Raw genomic sequence first — 20,603 nt, forward strand, 5'->3', positions numbered from 1 at the left:
TTGGCGTTGATACAAAGCACAATTCCACTTTCAACTGCCGAGGCGTTTCATGTGGCGCTCGCGGTTCTCCAGCTTTTTCTCCGCACTTTTTTGTAGCAGCACGTAAACCGCGCCCGTGCCACCATGAAAACGCTGCGCACTGTGAAAGCATTGGACCTCTTTGATCTGCTTTAACCAAGCGCAGACAAAGCTCTTCATTTTTGCTGGGGGATTGGAGAGCTCGCCACGGCCGTGAGCGATGACCACAGTGCGAATGTCCATCTGCATGCATTGCTTCAGGAAAGATACCAGTTCATCACGAGCTTCCTTGATGGACTTTTTGTGTAGATCAAGGCGCGCTTGCAAGGGATATTTGCCTAAACGTAACTTGCGGTAAACCCCATCTTGTACGCCATCTTGTTTGTACTCTAGGATGTCGTCGGGTTTTAGCATTTCAGCATGGTCAATACTTAAATGTTCAGGGTTATCTTGCGCAAGCCAAATCGCCGCCTCTCTTCTGGCGAGTTGGGCTTCTGAAGCGCGATGGACTCTTTTATGTTCGGTGGTATCGTGGAAAATGGGTTTTACGTCGCCCATCATCTGTTGGAACAGATCAAGATCATCTTCGTGAGACATAACGGCATCTCAATAACTAACGGAAAGATTGCAGAAGTATACCAACGGAAGAGGCAAAACGATCACACTGTAAATAAAAAACCGGAACAGGCAGACAACCCATTCCGGTGCGAAGCTTTATACCGATAATAGAGCTTGGCGATATCTAGTGAGGAGATTTGTCGTTCATGACCTTGTAAATGAAGAAACCGCCATAGAATAGCATCAGACCAAGAGCGCCGAAGATCACTATCATCGAAGATAGCCCCACTGCATTACCAAATAGGAGATCAAGCCAAAAGTCCATAGTTTCCTCCAAGGGTTGAAGACAGGAGCTAAGTTAAAAGTTGGTGGCGATCTGCACACTGATCTGGATCAATTGTGTTGCATAAGTTAACAATATGTTCTGGCAGGTGTGTTTTTGCTCACATTTTATCATTCGCTGCTGTCAGATTGAGCAATCAGTAGTTGAACGGTAAAAAAAATTGTTTTTGCTCTTGCGTCTAGGCCGATTATCCGTAATATAGCCATCCGTTGGCACGGCAAAGTCCCTGTTAAACATCCCGGTGAATAGCGCAGCTTGGTAGCGCATCTGGTTTGGGACCAGAGGGTCGGGGGTTCGAATCCCTCTTCACCGACCACTTTAAGAAGGCCTGCTTTTTAGCAGGCTTTCGTCGTTTTAGCGTTAGACAAAGTTTGTTCGGTGATGTCGAACAATGTGCGGTTCGCCTGACGTTAGAATATGGCTCTTCACCGACCATTTTAAGAAAAAGGCTCTACAGAAATGTAGAGCCTTTTTCGTGTGCTTGGTATTTTTTCATGCGCTAGATAAACGCATTCCCTGTGATTTCGTTTTTCGAAAGCCTGTCTTGTAAGGCTTTCGTCGTTTTATGCTTTTCTAGCCTCAAGGCGAGCATACTGCCTCAGTCAAATGAACACTTCGCTTGCTGACTTTGAGTGAGTTGCACTACACGAAAACCTTTTGCTTTCATCAGCTCAAGCAAGCTCTCTTTGCCGACCAAATGTAAGGTGCCGACCACCACAGTGTATTTCCCCGGCTGCTGCTGAGCCCGTTGTTCAAGTTGCTCTGCCCACGCGTGATTACGATCGGTCATCATGGCTTTCTCCAATTGAGGGGAGAGGTCTGACACATCGGCAAATCTGCCAAGGTTTAATTCATCACCACTAGACCAACTTTCGATGAGACAAGAGAGTAATTGCTCGCCTTGGGCGTACTGGTCGAGAGTGCTAGTGAGCAGCTCTTTGCCATCTTGTGGCATTTTTGCCAACAGATTAATTTGGAATTGGACACTTTCGAGCGGAATCAGGGGTAATTGGTGTCGTTTTGCTATTTCAATCAGATAGTTGTCGACGCCAAGTTCTGCGTGATAACCGAGTTGTGCGATTTGCGCGATTTGAATTGTCAGTGCACTTACCCAAGGAGGGGAGAGACGCACCTGATCCAGAGGTAGATTGAGCGTACGGGCAATCTGAGTGAGTGTGGCTTTCTGCTCTTTATCGAGTACTTGCTCGCTGGTATAGCGCGGTATCGGATATTGCACCTCGCTGCTTTCTGTTAGGTCGGCTTCAATCATCAATCCTTTGCTGGTAGGCAAAAAATGTTCAATTTCTTTGGGTAAGGGGTAGAGTGCTTGGCTGCCGACATGAATTGAACCTGTGATGCGAAACTCGGTCACGCCGTTGGAGACTTGCCACACCAAAGGTTCGCTGAAAGCGGGCAGGCTGAATGTCAGGGTAAGTATGCTCATCCACAGCTTGTTTATCATCTTCATCTCTTTTCCTTGGCCTGCGGCAAAATCGTTGATATTGAGTTTTTTGACGGCTTTTGACGAGCCGTAAACTGCGATCCAGTTGGCAAATTTACCTTCAATTTTTTTAATCCTTTCTTCTATAACACGCAAATGATGGCACACACTCAGGCTGGATCTGCTATTTATTGGCCATTTTTTGTGATCGAAACAAAGTAAATACACGTCAAAAAATAAGTTACGAATTTAACGTACTCTCTAACTTGTTGATATTAAAGTTTTTATATTTTCTTATTTGAAGCCTGTTTTGAACTGGATCACCGATTTTGCTGATTAATTTTACGCTTAGAAATAACTCGCTGTATGTTGAATGCATTGGTTAACAGCCGTTTGGGCTGGATGGGTTTTCTGAGTTTTAGGGTAAGTAAGATGTTGAAACAAACTTTAATTGCGGCTTCAGTTATCGCCTCGCTAGCAGGTTGCTCTACATTACAAAGTGATGAGCAACGTGTCGTCAATTCATTAGCGGATAATTTGGATATTCAATACCAAGTGATGACGAATCATGGCGCGAACGAGGGGCTGGCCTGTGGTGATATGGAGGCCGAATGGGCTTCTTGTAACCGAGTGAATATGACGCTAGTGAATCAAGGCGAAGCGGTCAACTCGAAAGATTGGGCGATTTACTTCCATAGCATTCGTTTGATTCTGGATGTTGAGAATGACCAGTTCAAAATCTCTCGCGTCACGGGGGATCTACACAAGCTAGAACCAACGGAGAAATTTGATGGTTTTGCTGCGGGTGAAGAAGTGGTACTGCCTCTAATTGGCGAATACTGGACGCTGTTTGAAACCGACTTCATGCCAGGTGCGTTTGTCACTGCGCCAAATGCAGAGCCAAAGATGATTGCTTCTCTAAACACGGAAGATGTGGCGTCTTTCGTGGCCGGTCTTGAAGGTAACAACCTAAAACGTACGCCAGATGATATCAACGTGTTTGCTAGCGCAGTATCTCGCTTCGAGAAGAACGAAGATCTAGCAAAACAAGATGTATCAACCACCTTGCTACCAACACCACTGTTTGTGGAAGCAGGCAAAGGCACCGTTGATATCGCGTCGGGTATTGCGCTGCCTAAAGAAGTATTTGATGCGGCGCAATTATCGGCAATTCAAGATCGTGCAGAAGTGGTCGGTGTGAATGTGCGCGGTGATGTTCCTGTTAGCATCACGGTTGTTCCAGCGGACTTCACTGGTGAATTAGCAAAATCGGGTGCTTACGAGATGAGCATCCAAGGCGACAGTATTGCGATTAAAGCGTTTGACCAAGCCGGTGCTTTCTACGCAGTGCAATCTATCTTTGGCCTGATAGATAGCCAAAATGCGGATTCTCTACCACAACTGTCGATGAAAGACGCGCCTCGTTTTGATTACCGTGGCGTGATGGTGGATGTGGCTCGTAACTTCCACTCTAAAGACGCCATTCTTGCCACGCTAGACCAAATGGCGGCGTACAAGATGAACAAACTACACCTTCACCTAACGGACGATGAAGGCTGGCGTTTAGAAATTCCGGGTCTGCCTGAGCTGACCGAAGTGGGTGCTAATCGCTGTTTTGACCTTGAAGAGAAAGATTGCCTGTTGCCACAACTAGGTTCTGGCTCAACTTCTGACAACTTTGGCTCTGGCTACTTCAGCAAAGCAGACTACGTGGAAATCTTGAAATACGCGAAAGCACGTCACATCGAAGTGATTCCAGAAATCGACATGCCAGCCCACGCTCGTGCCGCAGTGGTATCGATGGAAGCGCGTTACGACCGCCTCATGGCGGAAGGTAAAGAAGCACAAGCGAACGAATACCGTCTGATGGATCCTCAAGATACATCGAACGTGACCACCGTTCAGTTCTACGATAAGCAGAGCTTTATCAACCCATGTATGGAATCGTCAACGCGCTTTGTTGATAAAGTGATTTCAGAAGTCGCAGCCATGCATGCAGAGGCAGGCGCACCGCTAACAACGTGGCACTTTGGTGGTGACGAAGCGAAGAACATTAAGCTAGGTGCTGGTTTCCAAGACGTTAACGCACAAGACAAAGTGAGCTGGAAAGGCACGATTGATCTCTCTAAGCAAGACAAGCCATTTGCACAGTCTCCGCAATGTCAGACGCTCATTACCGATGGCACAGTCAGCGATTTTGGTCACCTGCCAAGTCACTTTGCAGAGCAAGTATCGAAGATTGTGGCCGAGAAGGGCATACCAAACTTCCAAGCGTGGCAAGATGGCTTGAAGTACAGTGAAGGGCCTAAGGCATTCGCCACTGAGACGACCCGCGTTAACTTCTGGGACGTTCTGTACTGGGGCGGTACATCTTCAGTGTACGAGTGGTCGAAGAAAGGTTACGACGTGATCGTGTCTAACCCAGACTACGTTTACATGGACATGCCATACGAAGTGGACCCGAAAGAGCGCGGTTACTACTGGGCAACACGTGCAACAGACACGCGTAAGATGTTCGGCTTTGCGCCAGAGAACATGCCGCAAAACGCTGAAACCTCTTTAGACCGTGATGGCAACGGCTTTACGGGCAAAGGTGAAATTGAAGCGAAGCCTTTCTACGGTCTATCAGCACAGCTTTGGTCTGAGACAGTACGTAACGACGAGCAATACGAGTACATGGTATTCCCTCGCGTACTAGCAGCAGCTGAGCGTGCATGGCACCGTGCAGATTGGGAAAACGACTACAAAGTGGGTGTTGAGTACTCGCAAAGTTCGAACCTAGTAGACAAGGCGGCACTAAACCAAGACTACAACCGCTTTGCCAACGTAGTTGGCCAACGTGAACTGGCGAAACTGGAAAAATCAGGTATCGACTACCGCCTGCCTGTACCAGGTGCGAAAGTCGAAGAGGGAACGCTTGCAATGAACGTTCAGTTCCCGGGCGTCACGCTGCAATACTCGCTAGACGGCAAGAACTGGCTAACTTACGCAGACAATGCTCGTCCAGCAGTAGAGGGTGAAGTCTTTATCCGCTCTGTGTCTGCAACAGGCGAGAAAGCAAGCCGAGTAACAAGCGTGAAGTAATTCTTAGCGCACGGAAAGAAAAACCCAGCTCAGCTGGGTTTTTCTCTTTATCGTTCAATCGCTATTTTTGATTGCCTTCATGGCGGCGATACTCAAACACTTGACCTTGTTGGTTAAAGGCATACACAGAGTAGCTGTCTTTTTTGTCGCCGTATTCCATGCCCGGAGAGCCCATTGGCATGCCCGGAACCGCAAGGCCTTTGGCGTTGCGAGGTGGGTTTTCTAAAAAGGCTTTAACATCGTCAGCTGGAATATGCCCCTCAAATACGTAGCCTTCAATTTCCGCAGTATGGCATGAATAGAGTTGCTCGTTCTTCAATCCTAGCTTCCGCTTCACGCTGTCCATATCATCGTGAAGCGCTTCTTTTACGGTGAAATCTGCCTCTTCCATGTGTTTGGTCCAATCACCACAGCATCCACAGTAAGGTGATTTATGGTTGATGACGTCCGCGGCCAAAATGTTTGCTGACATACCTGTCAGCAGCATAAGAGTAAGTGTTTTTAGTTTCATAGTGACCCCTAAGAGCGTGTTGTCGTTTTAAATAAGCGTAGTCGATTGGCGTTGCTGACCACGGTAATGGAAGAGAGTGCCATGGCGGCGCCAGCCACTACAGGACTCAAAAGAAAACCGGACACAGGATACAGTACGCCAGCTGCCACTGGGATACCCAAAGAGTTGTAAACAAAGGCACCAAAGAGATTTTGCTTCATGTTTTTCACCGTCGCTTTGGACAGTTCAATGGCGTTGAGAACGGCAAGTGGTGACGAGTTGAGCAGCGTCATCTGCGCGCTTTCAATCGCGACATCACTGCCACTGCCCATCGCAATGCCAATATCGGCCAAGGCTAACGCTGGCGCGTCATTAATGCCGTCACCGACCATCGCCACTTTGCGACCTTGTGATTGAAGGCGTTCAATATGGCTCGCTTTCTCATCGGGCAGCACTTGCGCGATGACTTCATCGATACCCAGCTCCTGAGCAATGGCATTGGCCACGCTTTGGTTGTCACCCGTTAGCATTACGGTGTGGATGCCTTCTCTCTTCAAGGCTTGCACAGCTTGCTTAGCATCGCCTTTGATTGGGTCTGAAATGGCGATCATGCCGATTAAACGCTGGTTAAGCACGGCAGCAACTGGCGTCCAAGCGTTTTGCGCACATTCGTCAATCGCCTCACTGGCGGCGCTCAAATCAAATTGTTGCGCTTGTAAGTGATTTAATGACACCACCAACAGTTCAGCCCCCGCAATGACCGCGCGAACTCCTTTACCTCGCCTATTTTCAAACTGGCTCACCTCAAGCATAGGTGCTTTGTGTTGCTGGGCGTCTGCCACAATTGCTTTGGCGAGTGGATGCTCTGATTGTTGTTCCGCACTCAACAGCAGTGAACGTAAATGCTGCTGATCGTGGTCAAAGGCATAGAGCGCTTGAACTTTAGGAGCTCCTTGGGTCAAAGTGCCTGTTTTGTCGAAGACCACTGTGTCAATTTTGCTGGCAGATTGCAGTACATCCGCATCTCGGATCAAAATGCCCATTTCTGCGGCTTTGCCAACCCCCACCGTCACTGACAGCGGGGTTGCAAGGCCCAGTGCGCAGGGGCAGGCGATGATCAGTACGGTAGTTGTGACCACCAACATGTAACTGGCTTTTGGTTCAGGGCCAACGAAAAACCAAATTGCCGCAGAGAAAAGGGCAATGGCCACGACAACAGGCACGAAGACCGATGAAATCTGATCCGCCAGTTTGGCGATAGCGGGTTTACTGCTTTGCGCCTGACGCACCATACGGATAATACGAGCCAGCATGGTATCAGCGCCGATCCCAGTTGCTTGAATAATTAAGCTGCCGTCATTATTTAGGGTGCCAGCAGAAACGTTATCTTGTGCTTGTTTGAAAACCGGAACGGGTTCACCTGTGAGCATCGATTCGTCGAGATACGACTCGCCAGAAATCACCAAACCGTCAACGGGGATTTTTTCTCCCGGCTTGATGCGCAGCTTCATCCCCAATTGAATCTGTTTAACGGCGATGGTTTGTTCGCCTTGGTCGGTGATCAAACTTGCGGTTTGAGGCTGAAGGTTGATCAGCGATTGCAGCGATTGGGTTGTGCGCGCTTTGGCTTTTGCTTCGATATAGTGTCCCAGTGAAATCAAGCCGACAATCATCGCACTGGCTTCAAAATAAACGTGGCGTGATTCCATTGGGAACCAAGTCGGGAAAATCACCACTAACATCGAGAAGAGCCATGCGGCACCCGTTCCCAATGCAACTAACGTATCCATAGTGGCGCGTTTGTGAGTGAGTGCTAACCACGCATTGGTAAAGAAGCTTCTTCCCGCGGTAGCAAGCAACAATAGGCAGACTAAGCCGACCACCCCCCATGCGATCTGATCTTGAGTGTTTGCGATACTCATGCTGCCACCCAATACACCCCACAACATGAGTGGTGCACCAAGGGCTATTCCTGCGAAAGCACTGGTTTTGTGTTTTCGTTGTGCTTGAGCCAGTTGCTCAGCCTGTTTTTGTTGAGTGAGTTCTGCGTCTAGTATCACTTCAGCTTGATAACCGGCTTGTTTGACAGAAGAGATCACTGCCTCTATCAAGTTTGCCTCATTACTCTCTGCAAAAATAATTGCGCTTTGTTCGGCAAGGTTAACTTGCGCTTTATTCACACCACTGACAGCCAACATCGCTTTTTCAACGGAAGAAACACAGCTCGCACAGGTCATGCCCTGAATCAATAGATTGATAGTTTCGCTTGAAGGCGTTGTTGAGGCGGTAGGTAAGGAGGCTTCTACAGGTGTGGATTGTGAGACGACACTCGATGGTGTAGTGAGTGCTTGGGCGGTTTGCCCAGCCTCTTCACCTGCGGTGTGTTGACGTGCCTGGTATCCAAGTGTCGCGATGAGGGCGATCACCTCTTGCTCATTCAAGCTGGTGGTGATTATAAGTTCTGTTTTACTCGCGGTGAAGCGAATCACCTCGCTGTGCTCACCGAGCAATGCGTTCACTTTACTCACGCAGCGACCACAGCTTAGCCCCTGCAGAGCAAAGTGATATTGATGTCCAGCTTGGTAACCCAAGGTTTCAATGGTGGCGACGAGATCGCGCAGTGAAGTCTCGCTTTCTAAAGTAATTTCTTTAGGAGAAAGAGCAGTGATGTTCACGGGGTGCGCCTGATGCAGCGCCTTCTCCACTTTGCGCGCACAACCCATGCAGTTGAGTCCAGATAAAGGCAGGGTGTAATAGGTCATCTTTTGGTTCCCAACGAAAGAATGTGTTGAATACGATAAACCTTCCCTTCGGGGAAAGGTCAAGCATTCTTTTTGTGAGAAAAGAACGCCTGATTTGCCGCGCGAGATACGCGGATTAGGCGAGTGTAGAATGCGATATCCATGTTGTAGATTCGCTCTGCGGTGGTAAAATGTCGCCACTTTTATCCTTGAACGCGCAGCAATCACCTTGAATGCTGCCTTTTATCCCTAAGGAATTCTGATGACGGTTAAAACTCGTTTTGCTCCTAGCCCAACAGGCTACCTTCACGTTGGTGGTGCGCGCACCGCACTTTACTCTTGGTTGTTTGCAAAAAGCCAGGGTGGTGAATTCGTTCTGCGTATTGAAGATACTGATTTAGAACGTAACTCTCAGGAGGCGGTAGACGCCATCCTTGAAGGTATGCAATGGCTTGGACTGGAATGGAACGAAGGTCCTTACTTCCAGACACAACGTTTTGACCGTTACAACGAAATGGTTGATAAGCTGCTGGCGGAAGATAAAGCCTACAAATGTTACGCTTCCAAAGAGCTGCTGGACGAAGTGCGTGCAGAGCAAGAAGCAAACAAAGAGATGCCTCGTTACGATGCGGATCACCCGAAAATCAAAGCGGTTAACGAAGCGGCAAAAGAGGGCGACCCTTGTGTGATTCGTTTCCGCAATCCGAAATCGGGCAGCGTAGTGTTTGACGACCAAATTCGTGGTCGTATCGAAATCAGCAACAGCCAAATGGATGATCTCATCATCCGTCGTACCGATGGCTCACCAACCTACAACTTCTGTGTGGTGGTTGACGACTGGGATATGGGCATTACGCACGTGATTCGTGGCGAAGACCACATTAACAACACGCCTCGTCAAATTAACATCTATGAAGCTTTGGGCGCACCAGTACCGACTTTCGCTCACTGTGCAATGATTCTCGGCGACGACGGTGCCAAGCTGTCAAAACGCCACGGTGCGGTCTCGGTTATGCAGTATCGCGATATGGGTTACTTGCCAGTCGCTCTGAACAATTATTTAGTGCGATTGGGGTGGTCTCACGGTGACCAAGAAATCTTCTCACAAGAAGAGATGATCAATCTGTTTAGCCTGAATGCGATTTCAAAATCGGCTTCCGCGTTTAACACCGACAAACTGCTTTGGTTGAACAACCATTACATCAAAACCTCTGAGCCTGAGTATGTCGCTGAGCATCTTCAATGGCACTTAGATCAAAAAGGCATCAACAAAAACAACGGCCCTGTGATTACCGAGGTCATTAAACTGGTCGGTGAGCGTTGTAATACACTGGTTGAACTGGCTGACCAAATCGCTTACTTCTACCACGATTTCGATGCGTTTGACGCAGATGCCGCGAAGAAGCACCTGCGTGGTGTGGCAAAAGAGCCGCTTGAGCTTGCCTTGGCGAAAGTGGAAGCTCTGTCTGAGTGGACAACGGAAAACCTACACCAAGTGATTGCGGATGTGTGTACAGAGCTTGAGATCGGTATGGGCAAAATTGGTATGCCGCTGCGTGTTGCCGTGACTGGCGGTGGTCAGTCGCCATCGGTAGACGCTGTAATGCAACTGATTGGTAAAGAGCGCGTGGTTGCGCGTATTAAGATGGCTCTGGCGTTTATCGCTGAGCGTGAAGCCAACGCTCAATAAAAGCACTCTTCTAAAGTAAACCGCAGCCTGAGAGCTGCGGTTTTTTTATTCTATTTCAAACCAATACTATTGAGTCTTCCCATAAAGGTGAGGATTTCCAAGTTCTCTTTGTGCGCCTCCAATAGCGCTTTTTTTGTTTGCGAGTAAGCGGCGAGTTTACCGTACTTACTGATAGAGCGAACCACGGTTTTGTAGCGATACTCACCTTGGTCGTTCAGCTCTCGCCATTTAGCGATGTAGCAGGTGTCTCGGTTGTTTGGATCGCTTTGCGTTGGGCTCGGCTTATGAACAATTTTGGGTTCTAAACTGTGAGGTAAGCGTGTCATCAGATGTGGATCTTTAAGAAGACGACGCCAAAATTTGCCCCACATCTCTTTACCAAGTTCATTGCGCATCTTGATCGCTTTTTGTAGTGCTTTCTTTTCGCCCATTTTGATAAAACCGATCGAGCGATGCAGCACAGTATCGTCTGGAGTGTGGATGTGAATTTTAAAGGCGGTTCTGCCTTTAGAGATAAAACGGTGACCAGTGTTCGTTATCAGATTGCTCTTAGTCATAACTCTAACTAATACTTTTATTAATATTTGTTTAGAGTAAGAAAATATTAGAAATAATTAAAGTAGTAAAAGCCTAACTAACGCAAAATTTTGCATGGGCATCAGAAAATTGCTGAGGTATCTATAGAAAATAAAAGACTGGTAGCTAGGCTAACCAGTCTTCATGCGATATGGCGCTCCCAACAGGATTTGAACCTGTGACCTGCCCCTTAGGAGGGGGCTGCGCTATCCAGCTGTGCCATGGGAGCGAAGTAGTATCATTCTACTAGAGAAATATCAAACTTTAAACTTATCCTTTGATTTTAAAGCGGTTTGTGCATTACGTCGCCAATTTGAATACTGGTGGCCAAATCGGGCTGATCCACAGTAAGCTCTGCTTCATTTTCGTAAACTCGCGAAACTGTCAGAGTAATGTCACTTTGCGATACCTTGTTGCGCGGCAAGCCATATTGGTCGATGAAGGCGGCAGTATGCCAAAGCTGCAACTTATCGCCTTGACGCACTCCGTGTATGCGGCCGAGATCCATCGTCACAGTGTTCCCAAACACCGCAACCACCTCCGGCAGAGTGATCTTACAGGCGACCTCGGCTTCCATGTCGAGCATGATATTGCGGCTTACACGCAGCATCATTTCGCCAAAAGTGGATGCCCAAAAGCGAGCGCTACGAGTGTCCACTTGGCTGGTTTTGGCAAAGGGCCATTTTGCGACTTCACGATAACTCTTCGCGTAAATTTCGTTGCCGGTTTTACCGTCATAGATTTTCATTTCTAGCGCAAACTGGCGGTTGATCACGTCATCGACCAATAGTTTGGATTCGATTGTGGCAGTGAGGTCGGTAATTTCACCACCGATGATGTATTGAGCACCTGCATCTTGGGCTATCATTTTGATTCGTTCAGGGTTGCGCCTATCTATCGCATAGTCGGTGGTGCCAACTGCGACGAAGCTTTTCGATTGTTGATCAAACTGCTTGTTGAGCACTTGGCTGAAATCATCACCTACCTTATAGATTTGCCCCATCACCGCTTGTTGTGGGGAAAGCAACTCGACGTTGCCGACCAGCAGCGTCTTTTTGTATTGGCTGACATGGCAACCATTTGCCGATGGATAGATATCGACTCGGGCTTTAATCTCAACCTTGTTGCCACGTTTGCGCTGGGACTCGATTAAGATGTAGCGTACTTCATGGTTAGTAAACTGATATTCTGTGCGACCATCTTCTAAATAGGGGCGTAAGTTACTCAGGCTACCTATGTCGGCACCGGAAAACGTCACTGCTTTATACAAGGCATCTTCCAGAGCGTGTATCCGCGCTACTTCTTCGGAGGAAACAATGGTGGCAACCCCTGTGACTTCGTACCAAGATGCATGAGCTTTGATGGAGGGAAGTATCATCAAAGTTATTGAAATAAAAACAAGTATAAGTTTTTTCATTACAGTATTACCAAGTGGGTACAAATATTGCTTTACATTTTCAGCTGTATTTGGATGTCGTTTTCGTCTTATCGCAGAGATAGAAAAGCAAAGACTGTTCCAAGATTGTAAACCAGCAGGAATACAAAAGCAGTCTTATTGGACATCTGAGATTATCTGGAGACTAACCCATGAAAAAATGGCTTGTTGTCGCGTCTGTTATGGCCTTGAGCTCATGCGCGTACTCACCGATTTACAACGGTAAAGAACCTTACTCGGGTAGTCAGTTTATGCTGATGGAAAGCCCTCGTCATACCATGGATTTTTTCGTGGAAAGTTTGACGGAAGATTTGATCCTTTCAAATACTAGTGTTTCTGCACGAACCCCGATCGCCGTTACCTCCTTTGTCGACCTGCAAAACATGGATGCCACTAACTGGCTAGGGAATTCGGTTTCCGAAGGATTTATTTATCAGTTGCAGCGTCGTGGTTTTAAAGTGGTGGATTTCAAAACCACGGGTTCGATTCAGGTTACCCAGCAGGGCGATTTTGCTTTGAGTCGTGATTGGAAAGATTTAGCCCAAGAGCAAGAGATTCAATACGTATTGACGGGCACGATGTTACGCCAAGAAGGCGGTGTGTTGGTCAATGCTCGCGTGGTCGGCATGCAAACACGAGTGGTGGTTGCTTCGGCGCAAGGTTTCCTCCCTGCGGATCGAATTGGCCGCGACTTAGATACGCTAAACAGTATTCGTACTCAAGATGGTGTGATTATTCGCTCCGATCCAACGATCCGTCAGCCTTACACGGTTATCTTGCGTCCATAGGAGTTGGTAATGAAAAAGTTCTTATTTCTCTTGGCTGCTTTTTTGCTTAGTGCTTGTCAGCCATTGCAACAAATTCGTCAGGAAGAGATCTTGGTGGCCGTTGGTTACGCCAGCATCAGTGAACAAACCGGACGAAACGACGAAGAGAAGCGGGTGCGTGCAATGAGAGCTTCAAAAATTGATGCATACCGCGAACTGGCTGAGCAAGTGTACGGCATGCGTGTCAGCGGTCGAGCGCAGTTAGAGGACCAACGACTTGGTGTCGAGAGCACCTCCGGCGCGGTCGATGGGGTTATACGCGGAGCCGAGGTAGTACGCAGTTATCCTGTTGGGGATAGTTATGTCACTGAACTGCGGTTAGACATTCGTAAAATGGACAAGCTACGTGACTACGGTGAAGTGCAACAAGTGCCGGAGAAACGTCAGCAAACACTTTTCTAGACAGTCCAATAAAGATAAGCAGCAGATAATCTCTACTCAGGCGGCCCACACATGGGTCGCTTTTTTTGTTTAGTCATTCTGGATAAAACAAGGTCAGTATGGATAAAACAACGAATAGCAAAACGAATAGCAACGGGAAACGGGAGTTGATAAGTGGGTCGTCAAGCCGTGTGACGAGAAATAGGAGTTTGCTTTAGGCTTTGATATTGGTACCTAAAGTCGAAATGGTATGGGTTTTACCGCCAGCGTTGTAAGTCATGCCGACTTTTCCGTGGCTTTGCTGAAGCATGTTGTTGAGTTTGTTAAAACTGGATTGGGCTCGATTAAGTGCATCGCCATTGATCTGATTGATCTGCTGGCAATCAAGAATGATCGATTGAATACTGGCGACCTTCTGCTTTAATTGAGGATCTTCGGTAAGCTGCTTGACGTGCGGGTGAGAGGCAATGCGATGGTCGGTTTGTTGTAGTCGACCAATGAGCGTCATTTTTTCTTTGGCAATTTTCTCAATATCAACAGATACACGGCTAGCAATTACTTTGCTTTCCTGTTCCAGCAATAAAGAGAGAGCTTTAGCGCTTTCGTATTGAAATTCCACTAAATCAACTAAAGCAGCCATGATTACCTACCTTGACTACGCTTTGATACGATCAGACAGTTCGTTTTCAAATTTCATCATATTATCAGCTAGCTTTTCAGGATCGACTTTGTAAGAGCCATTTGCAATGGCTTCTTTGATCGCGGCAACTTTTGCTGCGTCAAATGCCGGTTTGGCGGCCATATCCTGATGAAGCTGCCCAATATCGCGACTTTGCTGACTCAGCGACACGGCGTCTTGTGCGACTGGACTCTTTTTCGCTTCGGTGCGCGTCTCCGCCAACGAGCTAGAGTCTGTACGCGCAGCGCTACGACTATTCGTCGTCATCACTTGCCCTGAACGTATGTTATCGATACTTGCCATATATAAACCTTAATTACGAAGTAATTGAACTCGTACACACAGTATCGACACAATAAGCCAATACTTTAGAAAAAATTTGCCTTTTGTTTAACTAGCAGGAATCGGGCCTGAATTCAACGATGCTTATCTTACCACTTCAGTAAATTAAGGCACAAAACGGTTAGAACTGAACCGTGACCTCGGCAATGCCGCTGACAATGCCTTCGATTATACGTTGTGATTTGTCATTTTTCACTCTGACCTGTTCACCTGCCGCGCCATCTTGTAGTGCGGTCCCCTGAGTTGTGATGACCATCCCATCTTGGCTGGCTTTAATTATCACTTTTTCATTCCGGCACACGACACAGACATCACCTCGTTCTATCACGTCTCCCAAGCGAACTGTGCGTTTGACTTTCGCCCCAACCACTTGTGAGCTTTCAGCAAAACCTTCTTTGCGAAAGCGCTGTAACTCGATCATCTCGTGGTTGACATCGCTAAGGGAGACAATCTCTCCTCGGGCAAGGGTTCGTGTGGCAACCACCATAGGGATAGCTATGGACAAACGGACTGGCACATAGACTTTCCAATCGTCGGGAGGGCATTCAACCAGTACATTAATATTGCTGCGATTAGCGTTATCTGAATTGGCACTTGTGCTCAAAGCAACCGGGCAATCGGTAGCTTTTATTCTACTATCTATATTAGCGGCACTCACCGACAACTCTCCACCGACGGGTTGTTCGACATTGGCTAAAATATGCTCTTCCGCCGCTAACTGTATCTGTTTTATTTGATTTTCTGTGGCTGCGTGAGCAAAAAAACTAAACAAAGTTAGCAAAATGCCGATAGACTTAGCGTAACTTTTGAAGAAAGCTCTACACTTAGAGATGGTAAATGAATATAAACAAGTATTAGAGTGTGCCATTCTGTTTCTCTGGTGTTATGCAGTTGTAATTAGAGTATCACTTTTAATCGAAAAGTTTGAGTTTGAGATGGAGATGAGCTTATGACGGGTATTCTTGATTCTGTGAATCAGCGTACGCAACTCGTCGGTCAGAATCGATTGGAATTGTTGACCTTTCGTTTAATGGGCCGCCAGCGTTATGGTATTAACGTGTTTAAAGTAAAAGAAGTCCTGCAATGCCCTAAGCTTACTTCAATGCCAAATCTGCACCGTTTAGTTAAAGGTGTTGCTCATATCCGTGGCCATACGGTTTCTGTCATCGATTTGAGTTTGGCGATTGGTGGCCGGCCAACAACCGACATCGACAAATGTTTTGTTGTTATCGCGGAGTTCAACCGAACAATTCAAGCGTTTTTAGTTACTTCGGTTGAGCGCATAATCAACATGCATTGGGAAGCGATTCTGCCACCGCCAGAAGGGGCAGGCAGAGCCAACTACCTGACCGCAGTCACCAACATTGACAATGAACTGGTTGAAATTCTCGACGTTGAGAAAATCCTTGCAGAAATTGCGCCAGTGGATGAAACCATGGATTCTTCCATCGGTGAAGAGATCGCCAAAGTCGAGACGGAAAAAGCTCTGGTTCGTCGCATTTTGATCGCCGATGACTCCACGGTTGCGCGTAAACAGGTGGAGCGTGCTATCACCAATATCGGCTTTGACTGTGTCTCGGTGAAAGACGGCAAAGAAGCGTATGATAAGTTGTTAGAAATGGCGGCTGAAGGACCAATTAGAGATCAAATTTCTCTGGTGATCTCAGATATCGAAATGCCAGAAATGGACGGCTACACGCTGACGGCAGAAATTCGCCGCAATGCGGATTTGAAAGATTTGTATGTTATTCTTCACTCGTCACTGAGCGGTGTTTTTAACCAAGCGATGGTGGAGAGAGTGGGTGCAAATGCGTTTATCGCGAAATTTAACCCAGATGAACTTGGGAATGCGGTTAAAACTGCACTAACAAAATAAAAGAGACATTAATGACTGCTATTACAATCAGTGATCAAGAGTATCGCGACTTCAGCCGTTTTTTGGAATCTCAGTGTGGTATCGTGCTGGGCGACAGCAAGCAGTATTTGGTACGCAGTCGTCTTAGCCCGTTAGTAACCAAATTTAAGCTCGCTTCGTTGTCTGATTTGTTGAGAGACGTCGTCACGGGGCGTAACCGAGAGCTGCGTGTTGCCGCCGTTGATGCAATGACAACCAACGAAACTCTGTGGTTTAGGGATACCTATCCGTTTACTGTTTTGGCGGAAAAACTTTTACCTGAGATTGCGGTAAACAAACGTCCGATAAAAATTTGGTCTGCCGCCAGTTCATCAGGACAAGAACCGTATTCAATGGCGATGACGGTGCTGGAAACACAGCAGCGTAAGCCTGGTATGCTGCAAAGTGTATCGATTACGGCAACTGATATCTCTGCCAGCATGTTGGACATGTGTCGGGCCGGGATTTACGATAATTTGGCCTTGGGGCGTGGGTTGTCCCCGGAACGCCGTCGCACCTTTTTTGAAGACACGGGCGATGGTCGCATGAAGGTCAAAGACAACGTTAAGCGCTTGGTTAATTTTCGCCCGCAGAATTTGATGGACAGCTACGCTTTGTTGGGTAAGTTCGACATTATTTTTTGCCGTAACGTGTTGATTTATTTTTCACCGGATATGAAGTCGAAAGTATTGAACCAAATGGCGAACAGTTTGAACCCCGGTGGCTACTTGTTGCTTGGTGCTTCAGAGTCGTTGACAGGTTTAACTGACCGATTTGAAATGGTCCGCTGTAACCCCGGTATCATCTACAAATTGAAATAGTGGAAACCGTTTATTTTCCTTTGCAAACTAGCCTGACTTGTTGTCAGGCTTTTTATTTGCCCTTTCTCTGTTTTTTCTCTCTCCCCTTTTCTTGAGCCTGTATCCGTCTGCGTATATCTTTAGTTTGAGTCTGGGTATGCGGAACTACGACATTCCATCTGCATACTTGGCTTAGTAATTGCTAACTTTTCATGGACTGAATAAATTTAAATTGTACGCATTGGCACGCTCTTTGCTTTTATTTGGTTAGTAACGGTCAGTTCTTTTTGTAGAGGCGCATATGGCTATCTCCTTTGACAATGCACTAGGCATCCACCAGTACACGGTGGGAGTACGTGAACGCAATGCCGAGGTTATCTCGACCAACATTGCGCAAGCGAACACGCCTGGATACAAAGCAAGAGGTTTAGACTTTGCGAAGGAATTACAGGCGGCAAGTTCGGGGGCAAGCATTGGTCTTAGCCGAACGGACAGTCGGCATATTCCTGCCACTACAACGGTGATGGGGGAAAAGCTTTATCGCCTTCCGACCCAACCGGACACCGGAGACGGCAACACAGTGGATTTGGATTTAGAGCGTAACCTGTTCATGCAAAACCAGATTCGCCATCAAGCCTCACTGGATTTTCTGGGCGGCAAATTCAAGAACTTAACCAAAGCACTTAAAGGAGGTAACTAGATGAGCTTATTCAATGTGTTCAATGTAACTGGTTCTGCAATGAGTGCTGAGTCTGTTCGTCTTAATACCACTTCAAGTAACTTGGCTAACGCCGACAGTGTCAGTAGCTCTGCAAAAGACACTTACAAAGCGCGCCATGCTGTGTTTGGTGCTGAGTTAAGTAATGCCATGTATAACCGTGGCGATACAGTGCCAGTACAAGTACTTGGTATTGTGGAAAGTGATAAGCCGTTGACCGCGGAATATAACCCTGAACATCCATTGGCAAATGATGAAGGTTACATTTACAAACCGAACGTCAATGTCATGGAAGAAATGGCCAATATGATTTCTGCCTCCCGTTCATACCAAACGAATGTTCAGGTAGCAGATGCGAGTAAACAAATGCTGCTGCGTACGCTGCAGATGGGTCAATAAGGATAAGGAGTTAACGTATGGCCGGAATCAATAACATTGGTCAAAGCGGCTTGTCCTATATCGACCAGCTTAAGAGTTTGCAAGAGAGCAATAAGCCGACGGCAACAACGGGTAAACAGGATCTTAAACAAGAGGACTTTTTATCCCTGCTGACTAAGCAATTGGCTCAACAGGACCCTTTTAAGCCGGTCAGTAATGACCAGATGATTGCGCAAATGGCTTCATTTGCAACCGTTGATGGCATTGGCAAGATGAACACTCAGTTTGAGAGTCTCAACTCGTCAATGACGTCCAACCAAGCATTGCAAGCGTCTTCTTTAGTGGGGCGTGATGTGTTGGTGCCAGGTGCGGCGGGTATGAAGCAGGAGGAGGCAGGCATGCCTGCCATGGTCAAACTACCACAAGCCATGGATAACGTGATTGTGCGAGTGGAAAACGAGATTGGCCAGTTAATTCGTACCTTTGAGGTAGGGGCGAAACCTGCAGGTGATAACCGTGTCGAATGGGACGGTAAAGATGAAAACGGTAATCCATTGCCGGCTGGCAAATACAAAGTGAAAGCATCCGGTTTGCTGGATGGTCAGGCGACTGACTTCCCGGTTTCAACCTATGCTAACGTGAACAGTGTTCTGCTGGGTAAAGGCGATGGTAACGTACTGCTCAATCTGGCTGGCTTTGATTCGCCAGTTCGACTTGCTGAAGTACTAGAAGTTGGCAAAGCGTAATCTACGCTGGCTGGATTAAGGAGATTTTGGAATGTCATATGTATCTTTAAGCGGTTTGTCCGCAGCTCAGTTAGATCTGAACACCACGAGTAACAACATTGCCAACGCCAACACATACGGCTTTAAGGAGTCACGTGCTGAGTTTGGCGATGTTTACTCAAATTCTCTGTTTACCAATGCGAAAACCACGGCTGGCGGTGGTGTTCAAGCAAACCAAGTGGCGCAGCAATTCCATGAAGGTTCCAGTGTTTACACTAATAACCCAATGGATTTGCGTATTAGCGGTACGGGTTTCTTTGCCGTGGCAAAAGATAGAATGGTGCCGAATCAGAACGAGCTAACCCGTAACGGTGCTTTTCACCTCAACAAGAACAACTACATGGTCACGGCAAATGATGAATATTTGCTGGGCTATCAGGTTGATCCAGCGAGCGGCGATGTCACCTCGTATGAACCACAACCTATTAACATTCCGGCGGAATTTGGCAAGCCAAAACAGACGGCAAATGTAACGGTTGGAGTGAACTTGCCAGCAAGTGGTGCGCTTAAAGATCCTCTCGCGTTTAACTTTGAGGATCCTGATACTTATAACCGTTCAACGTCTTCAACTATTTATGACTCAATGGGTCAGTCGTACAAACTGACGACTTACTACCTGAAAGATCAGACTCAACCAAATACTTGGCAAACCTACTACACGGTAACGGATAGCCAAGGAGAGAAGCCAGTCAACATCACAGGTGGTGATGCAACTAACGCAACGGGTCATGTTGGGCACACGATTAAGTTCAACAATGATGGTACGCTTGCCAGCTTAAACAATGGGCAGCCGATTGTGACTGACCAACTCGGTGCGGGCGTTAACCCAATTGACATGAATGGTGGCGATCCGACGCAAGTACTGAACTTTGACCTCAACTCTTCCACCCAGTTTGCCGCTCCGTTTGAGCTGACGAAGTTTGACGAAGATGGCGCGACAACGGGCTTCTTAACCAAAGTGGACTTTGATGAAAGTGGCAGTATCTACGGCACTTATTCAAATGGTGAGAGTGTCACTTTAGGTCGAGTGGCGTTAGTTCGTGTACCGAATGAGCAAGGTTTGGACAAAAAAGGCGGCACTCAGTGGAACTCTACCAACAACTCTGGGGATAAAATCTGGGGTGAATCGAACAAAGGTTCATTTGGTACCGTTTCTAGTGGCTCTTTGGAGCAGTCCAACATCGATATGACGCAAGAATTGGTGGATCTGATTTCAGCTCAGCGTAACTTCCAAGCAAACTCACGTGCGCTTGAAGTGCACAACCAGTTGCAACAGAATATCTTGCAGATCCGTTAATCTTTTTATTCATGACATTCATCTGGTGCTTAACCTGGACGACCTCACCCAGGTTAAGCCTTATTTCTTCTCTACCCCTTAACTATCATCTCGATTGCCTCTTGCTTGCCGCCCGGCATGCCGCTG

General features: G+C 47.2%; 20 protein-coding genes and 2 tRNA genes. 11 read left to right on the forward strand and 11 right to left on the reverse strand.

Annotation, left to right across the window (positions count from 1 at the left end; all coding sequences use genetic code 11):
- Positions 1-30: 30 nt before the first annotated feature.
- Both smrA and EWA64_RS12740 read right to left on the reverse strand, forming a co-directional pair.
- Positions 31-615, reverse strand: coding sequence for a DNA endonuclease SmrA (smrA, locus tag EWA64_RS12735; protein WP_039424581.1), 585 nt, complete (start codon positions 613-615; stop codon positions 31-33).
- Positions 616-760: 145 nt separating this feature from the next.
- A complete protein-coding gene (locus EWA64_RS12740; protein ID WP_039424584.1) occupies positions 761-901 on the reverse strand; it encodes a DUF3149 domain-containing protein in 141 nt (46 codons plus the stop codon).
- Between the two features lie 257 nt (positions 902-1,158).
- On the opposite strand from EWA64_RS12740, the gene EWA64_RS12745 reads away from it, so the two are divergent.
- A tRNA-Pro gene (locus tag EWA64_RS12745) sits at positions 1,159-1,235 on the forward strand.
- Between the two features lie 282 nt (positions 1,236-1,517).
- Here the strand turns inward: EWA64_RS12745 and EWA64_RS12750 are convergent.
- Positions 1,518-2,387, reverse strand: a complete 870-nt coding sequence (locus EWA64_RS12750; RefSeq protein WP_244881388.1) for a TraB/GumN family protein — start codon at positions 2,385-2,387, stop codon at positions 1,518-1,520.
- A gap of 405 nt (positions 2,388-2,792) precedes the next feature.
- Here EWA64_RS12750 and EWA64_RS12755 point away from each other — a divergent pair, with 405 nt between their 5' ends.
- The gene (locus EWA64_RS12755; protein ID WP_061893014.1) at positions 2,793-5,444 is read left to right on the forward strand and encodes a beta-N-acetylhexosaminidase; all 2,652 of its coding nucleotides are present in this window, start codon (positions 2,793-2,795) and stop codon (positions 5,442-5,444) included.
- 61 nt (positions 5,445-5,505) lie between these two features.
- Here the strand turns inward: EWA64_RS12755 and EWA64_RS12760 are convergent, their stop codons facing one another.
- A complete protein-coding gene (locus tag EWA64_RS12760) occupies positions 5,506-5,955 on the reverse strand; it encodes a DUF411 domain-containing protein (protein WP_061893013.1) in 450 nt (149 codons plus the stop codon).
- 8 nt (positions 5,956-5,963) lie between these two features.
- A complete protein-coding gene (locus tag EWA64_RS12765; RefSeq protein WP_061893012.1) occupies positions 5,964-8,696 on the reverse strand; it encodes a cation transporter in 2,733 nt (910 codons plus the stop codon).
- A 241-nt stretch (positions 8,697-8,937) separates the two neighbouring features.
- On the opposite strand from EWA64_RS12765, the gene gltX reads away from it, so the two are divergent.
- Positions 8,938-10,365 carry a glutamate--tRNA ligase gene (gene gltX, locus EWA64_RS12770; RefSeq protein ID WP_061893011.1) on the forward strand — a complete coding sequence of 476 codons (1,428 nt, stop codon included), beginning with the start codon at positions 8,938-8,940 and terminating at the stop codon, positions 10,363-10,365.
- Positions 10,366-10,415: 50 nt separating this feature from the next.
- On the opposite strand, the gene EWA64_RS12775 is transcribed toward gltX, so the two are convergent.
- The 3 genes from EWA64_RS12775 to EWA64_RS12785 all read right to left on the reverse strand — a co-directional run bounded on the left by EWA64_RS12775 (position 10,416) and on the right by EWA64_RS12785 (position 12,358).
- On the reverse strand, positions 10,416-10,922 hold the full coding sequence (locus EWA64_RS12775) for a hypothetical protein (protein ID WP_061893010.1): 507 nt from the start codon (positions 10,920-10,922) through the stop codon (positions 10,416-10,418).
- Positions 10,923-11,093: 171 nt separating this feature from the next.
- Positions 11,094-11,170 (reverse strand) — tRNA-Arg (locus EWA64_RS12780).
- 54 nt (positions 11,171-11,224) lie between these two features.
- A complete protein-coding gene (locus tag EWA64_RS12785) occupies positions 11,225-12,358 on the reverse strand; it encodes a flagellar assembly protein FlgT (protein ID WP_061893009.1) in 1,134 nt (377 codons plus the stop codon).
- 170 nt (positions 12,359-12,528) lie between these two features.
- On the opposite strand from EWA64_RS12785, the gene EWA64_RS12790 reads away from it, so the two are divergent.
- Both EWA64_RS12790 and flgP read left to right on the forward strand, forming a co-directional pair.
- On the forward strand, positions 12,529-13,164 hold the full coding sequence (locus EWA64_RS12790; protein WP_039424598.1) for a FlgO family outer membrane protein: 636 nt from the start codon (positions 12,529-12,531) through the stop codon (positions 13,162-13,164).
- A 9-nt stretch (positions 13,165-13,173) separates the two neighbouring features.
- Complete coding sequence (gene flgP, locus EWA64_RS12795) at positions 13,174-13,605, forward strand: flagellar assembly lipoprotein FlgP (protein WP_061893008.1); 432 nt, start codon at positions 13,174-13,176, stop codon at positions 13,603-13,605.
- 193 nt (positions 13,606-13,798) lie between these two features.
- Here flgP and EWA64_RS12800 read toward each other — a convergent pair whose 3' ends face one another.
- The 3 genes from EWA64_RS12800 to flgA form a co-directional block, all read right to left on the reverse strand.
- Positions 13,799-14,224 (reverse strand): flagella synthesis protein FlgN, encoded by a 426-nt coding sequence (locus tag EWA64_RS12800; protein ID WP_061893007.1) that lies wholly within the window; start codon positions 14,222-14,224, stop codon positions 13,799-13,801.
- 15 nt (positions 14,225-14,239) lie between these two features.
- Positions 14,240-14,566, reverse strand: coding sequence for a flagellar biosynthesis anti-sigma factor FlgM (gene flgM / locus EWA64_RS12805; RefSeq protein WP_061893006.1), 327 nt, complete (start codon positions 14,564-14,566; stop codon positions 14,240-14,242).
- A 160-nt stretch (positions 14,567-14,726) separates the two neighbouring features.
- On the reverse strand, positions 14,727-15,473 hold the full coding sequence (flgA, locus tag EWA64_RS12810; protein ID WP_061893005.1) for a flagellar basal body P-ring formation chaperone FlgA: 747 nt from the start codon (positions 15,471-15,473) through the stop codon (positions 14,727-14,729).
- A gap of 81 nt (positions 15,474-15,554) precedes the next feature.
- Between flgA and EWA64_RS12815 the strand changes: the two genes are divergently transcribed.
- The 6 genes from EWA64_RS12815 to flgE all read left to right on the forward strand — a co-directional run bounded on the left by EWA64_RS12815 (position 15,555) and on the right by flgE (position 20,477).
- Positions 15,555-16,481: a chemotaxis protein CheV gene (locus tag EWA64_RS12815; protein ID WP_039424611.1), complete on the forward strand. Its 927-nt coding sequence runs from the start codon at positions 15,555-15,557 to the stop codon at positions 16,479-16,481.
- Between the two features lie 11 nt (positions 16,482-16,492).
- On the forward strand, positions 16,493-17,320 hold the full coding sequence (locus EWA64_RS12820; RefSeq protein WP_061893004.1) for a protein-glutamate O-methyltransferase: 828 nt from the start codon (positions 16,493-16,495) through the stop codon (positions 17,318-17,320).
- Positions 17,321-17,600: 280 nt separating this feature from the next.
- Positions 17,601-17,999, forward strand: a complete 399-nt coding sequence (gene flgB, locus EWA64_RS12825; protein ID WP_039424618.1) for a flagellar basal body rod protein FlgB — start codon at positions 17,601-17,603, stop codon at positions 17,997-17,999.
- Positions 18,000-18,416, forward strand: coding sequence for a flagellar basal body rod protein FlgC (gene flgC / locus EWA64_RS12830; RefSeq protein ID WP_039424619.1), 417 nt, complete (start codon positions 18,000-18,002; stop codon positions 18,414-18,416). It begins immediately after the preceding gene.
- Between the two features lie 17 nt (positions 18,417-18,433).
- On the forward strand, positions 18,434-19,141 hold the full coding sequence (gene flgD / locus EWA64_RS12835) for a flagellar hook assembly protein FlgD (protein WP_061893003.1): 708 nt from the start codon (positions 18,434-18,436) through the stop codon (positions 19,139-19,141).
- Positions 19,142-19,172: 31 nt separating this feature from the next.
- Positions 19,173-20,477 (forward strand): flagellar hook protein FlgE, encoded by a 1,305-nt coding sequence (flgE, locus tag EWA64_RS12840; protein WP_061893002.1) that lies wholly within the window; start codon positions 19,173-19,175, stop codon positions 20,475-20,477.
- The last annotated feature ends 126 nt before the right edge of the window (positions 20,478-20,603 follow it).

Origin of the sequence: Vibrio cidicii (assembly GCF_009665415.1) — a bacterium.
Taxonomy (GTDB): Bacteria; Pseudomonadota; Gammaproteobacteria; order Enterobacterales; family Vibrionaceae; genus Vibrio; species Vibrio cidicii.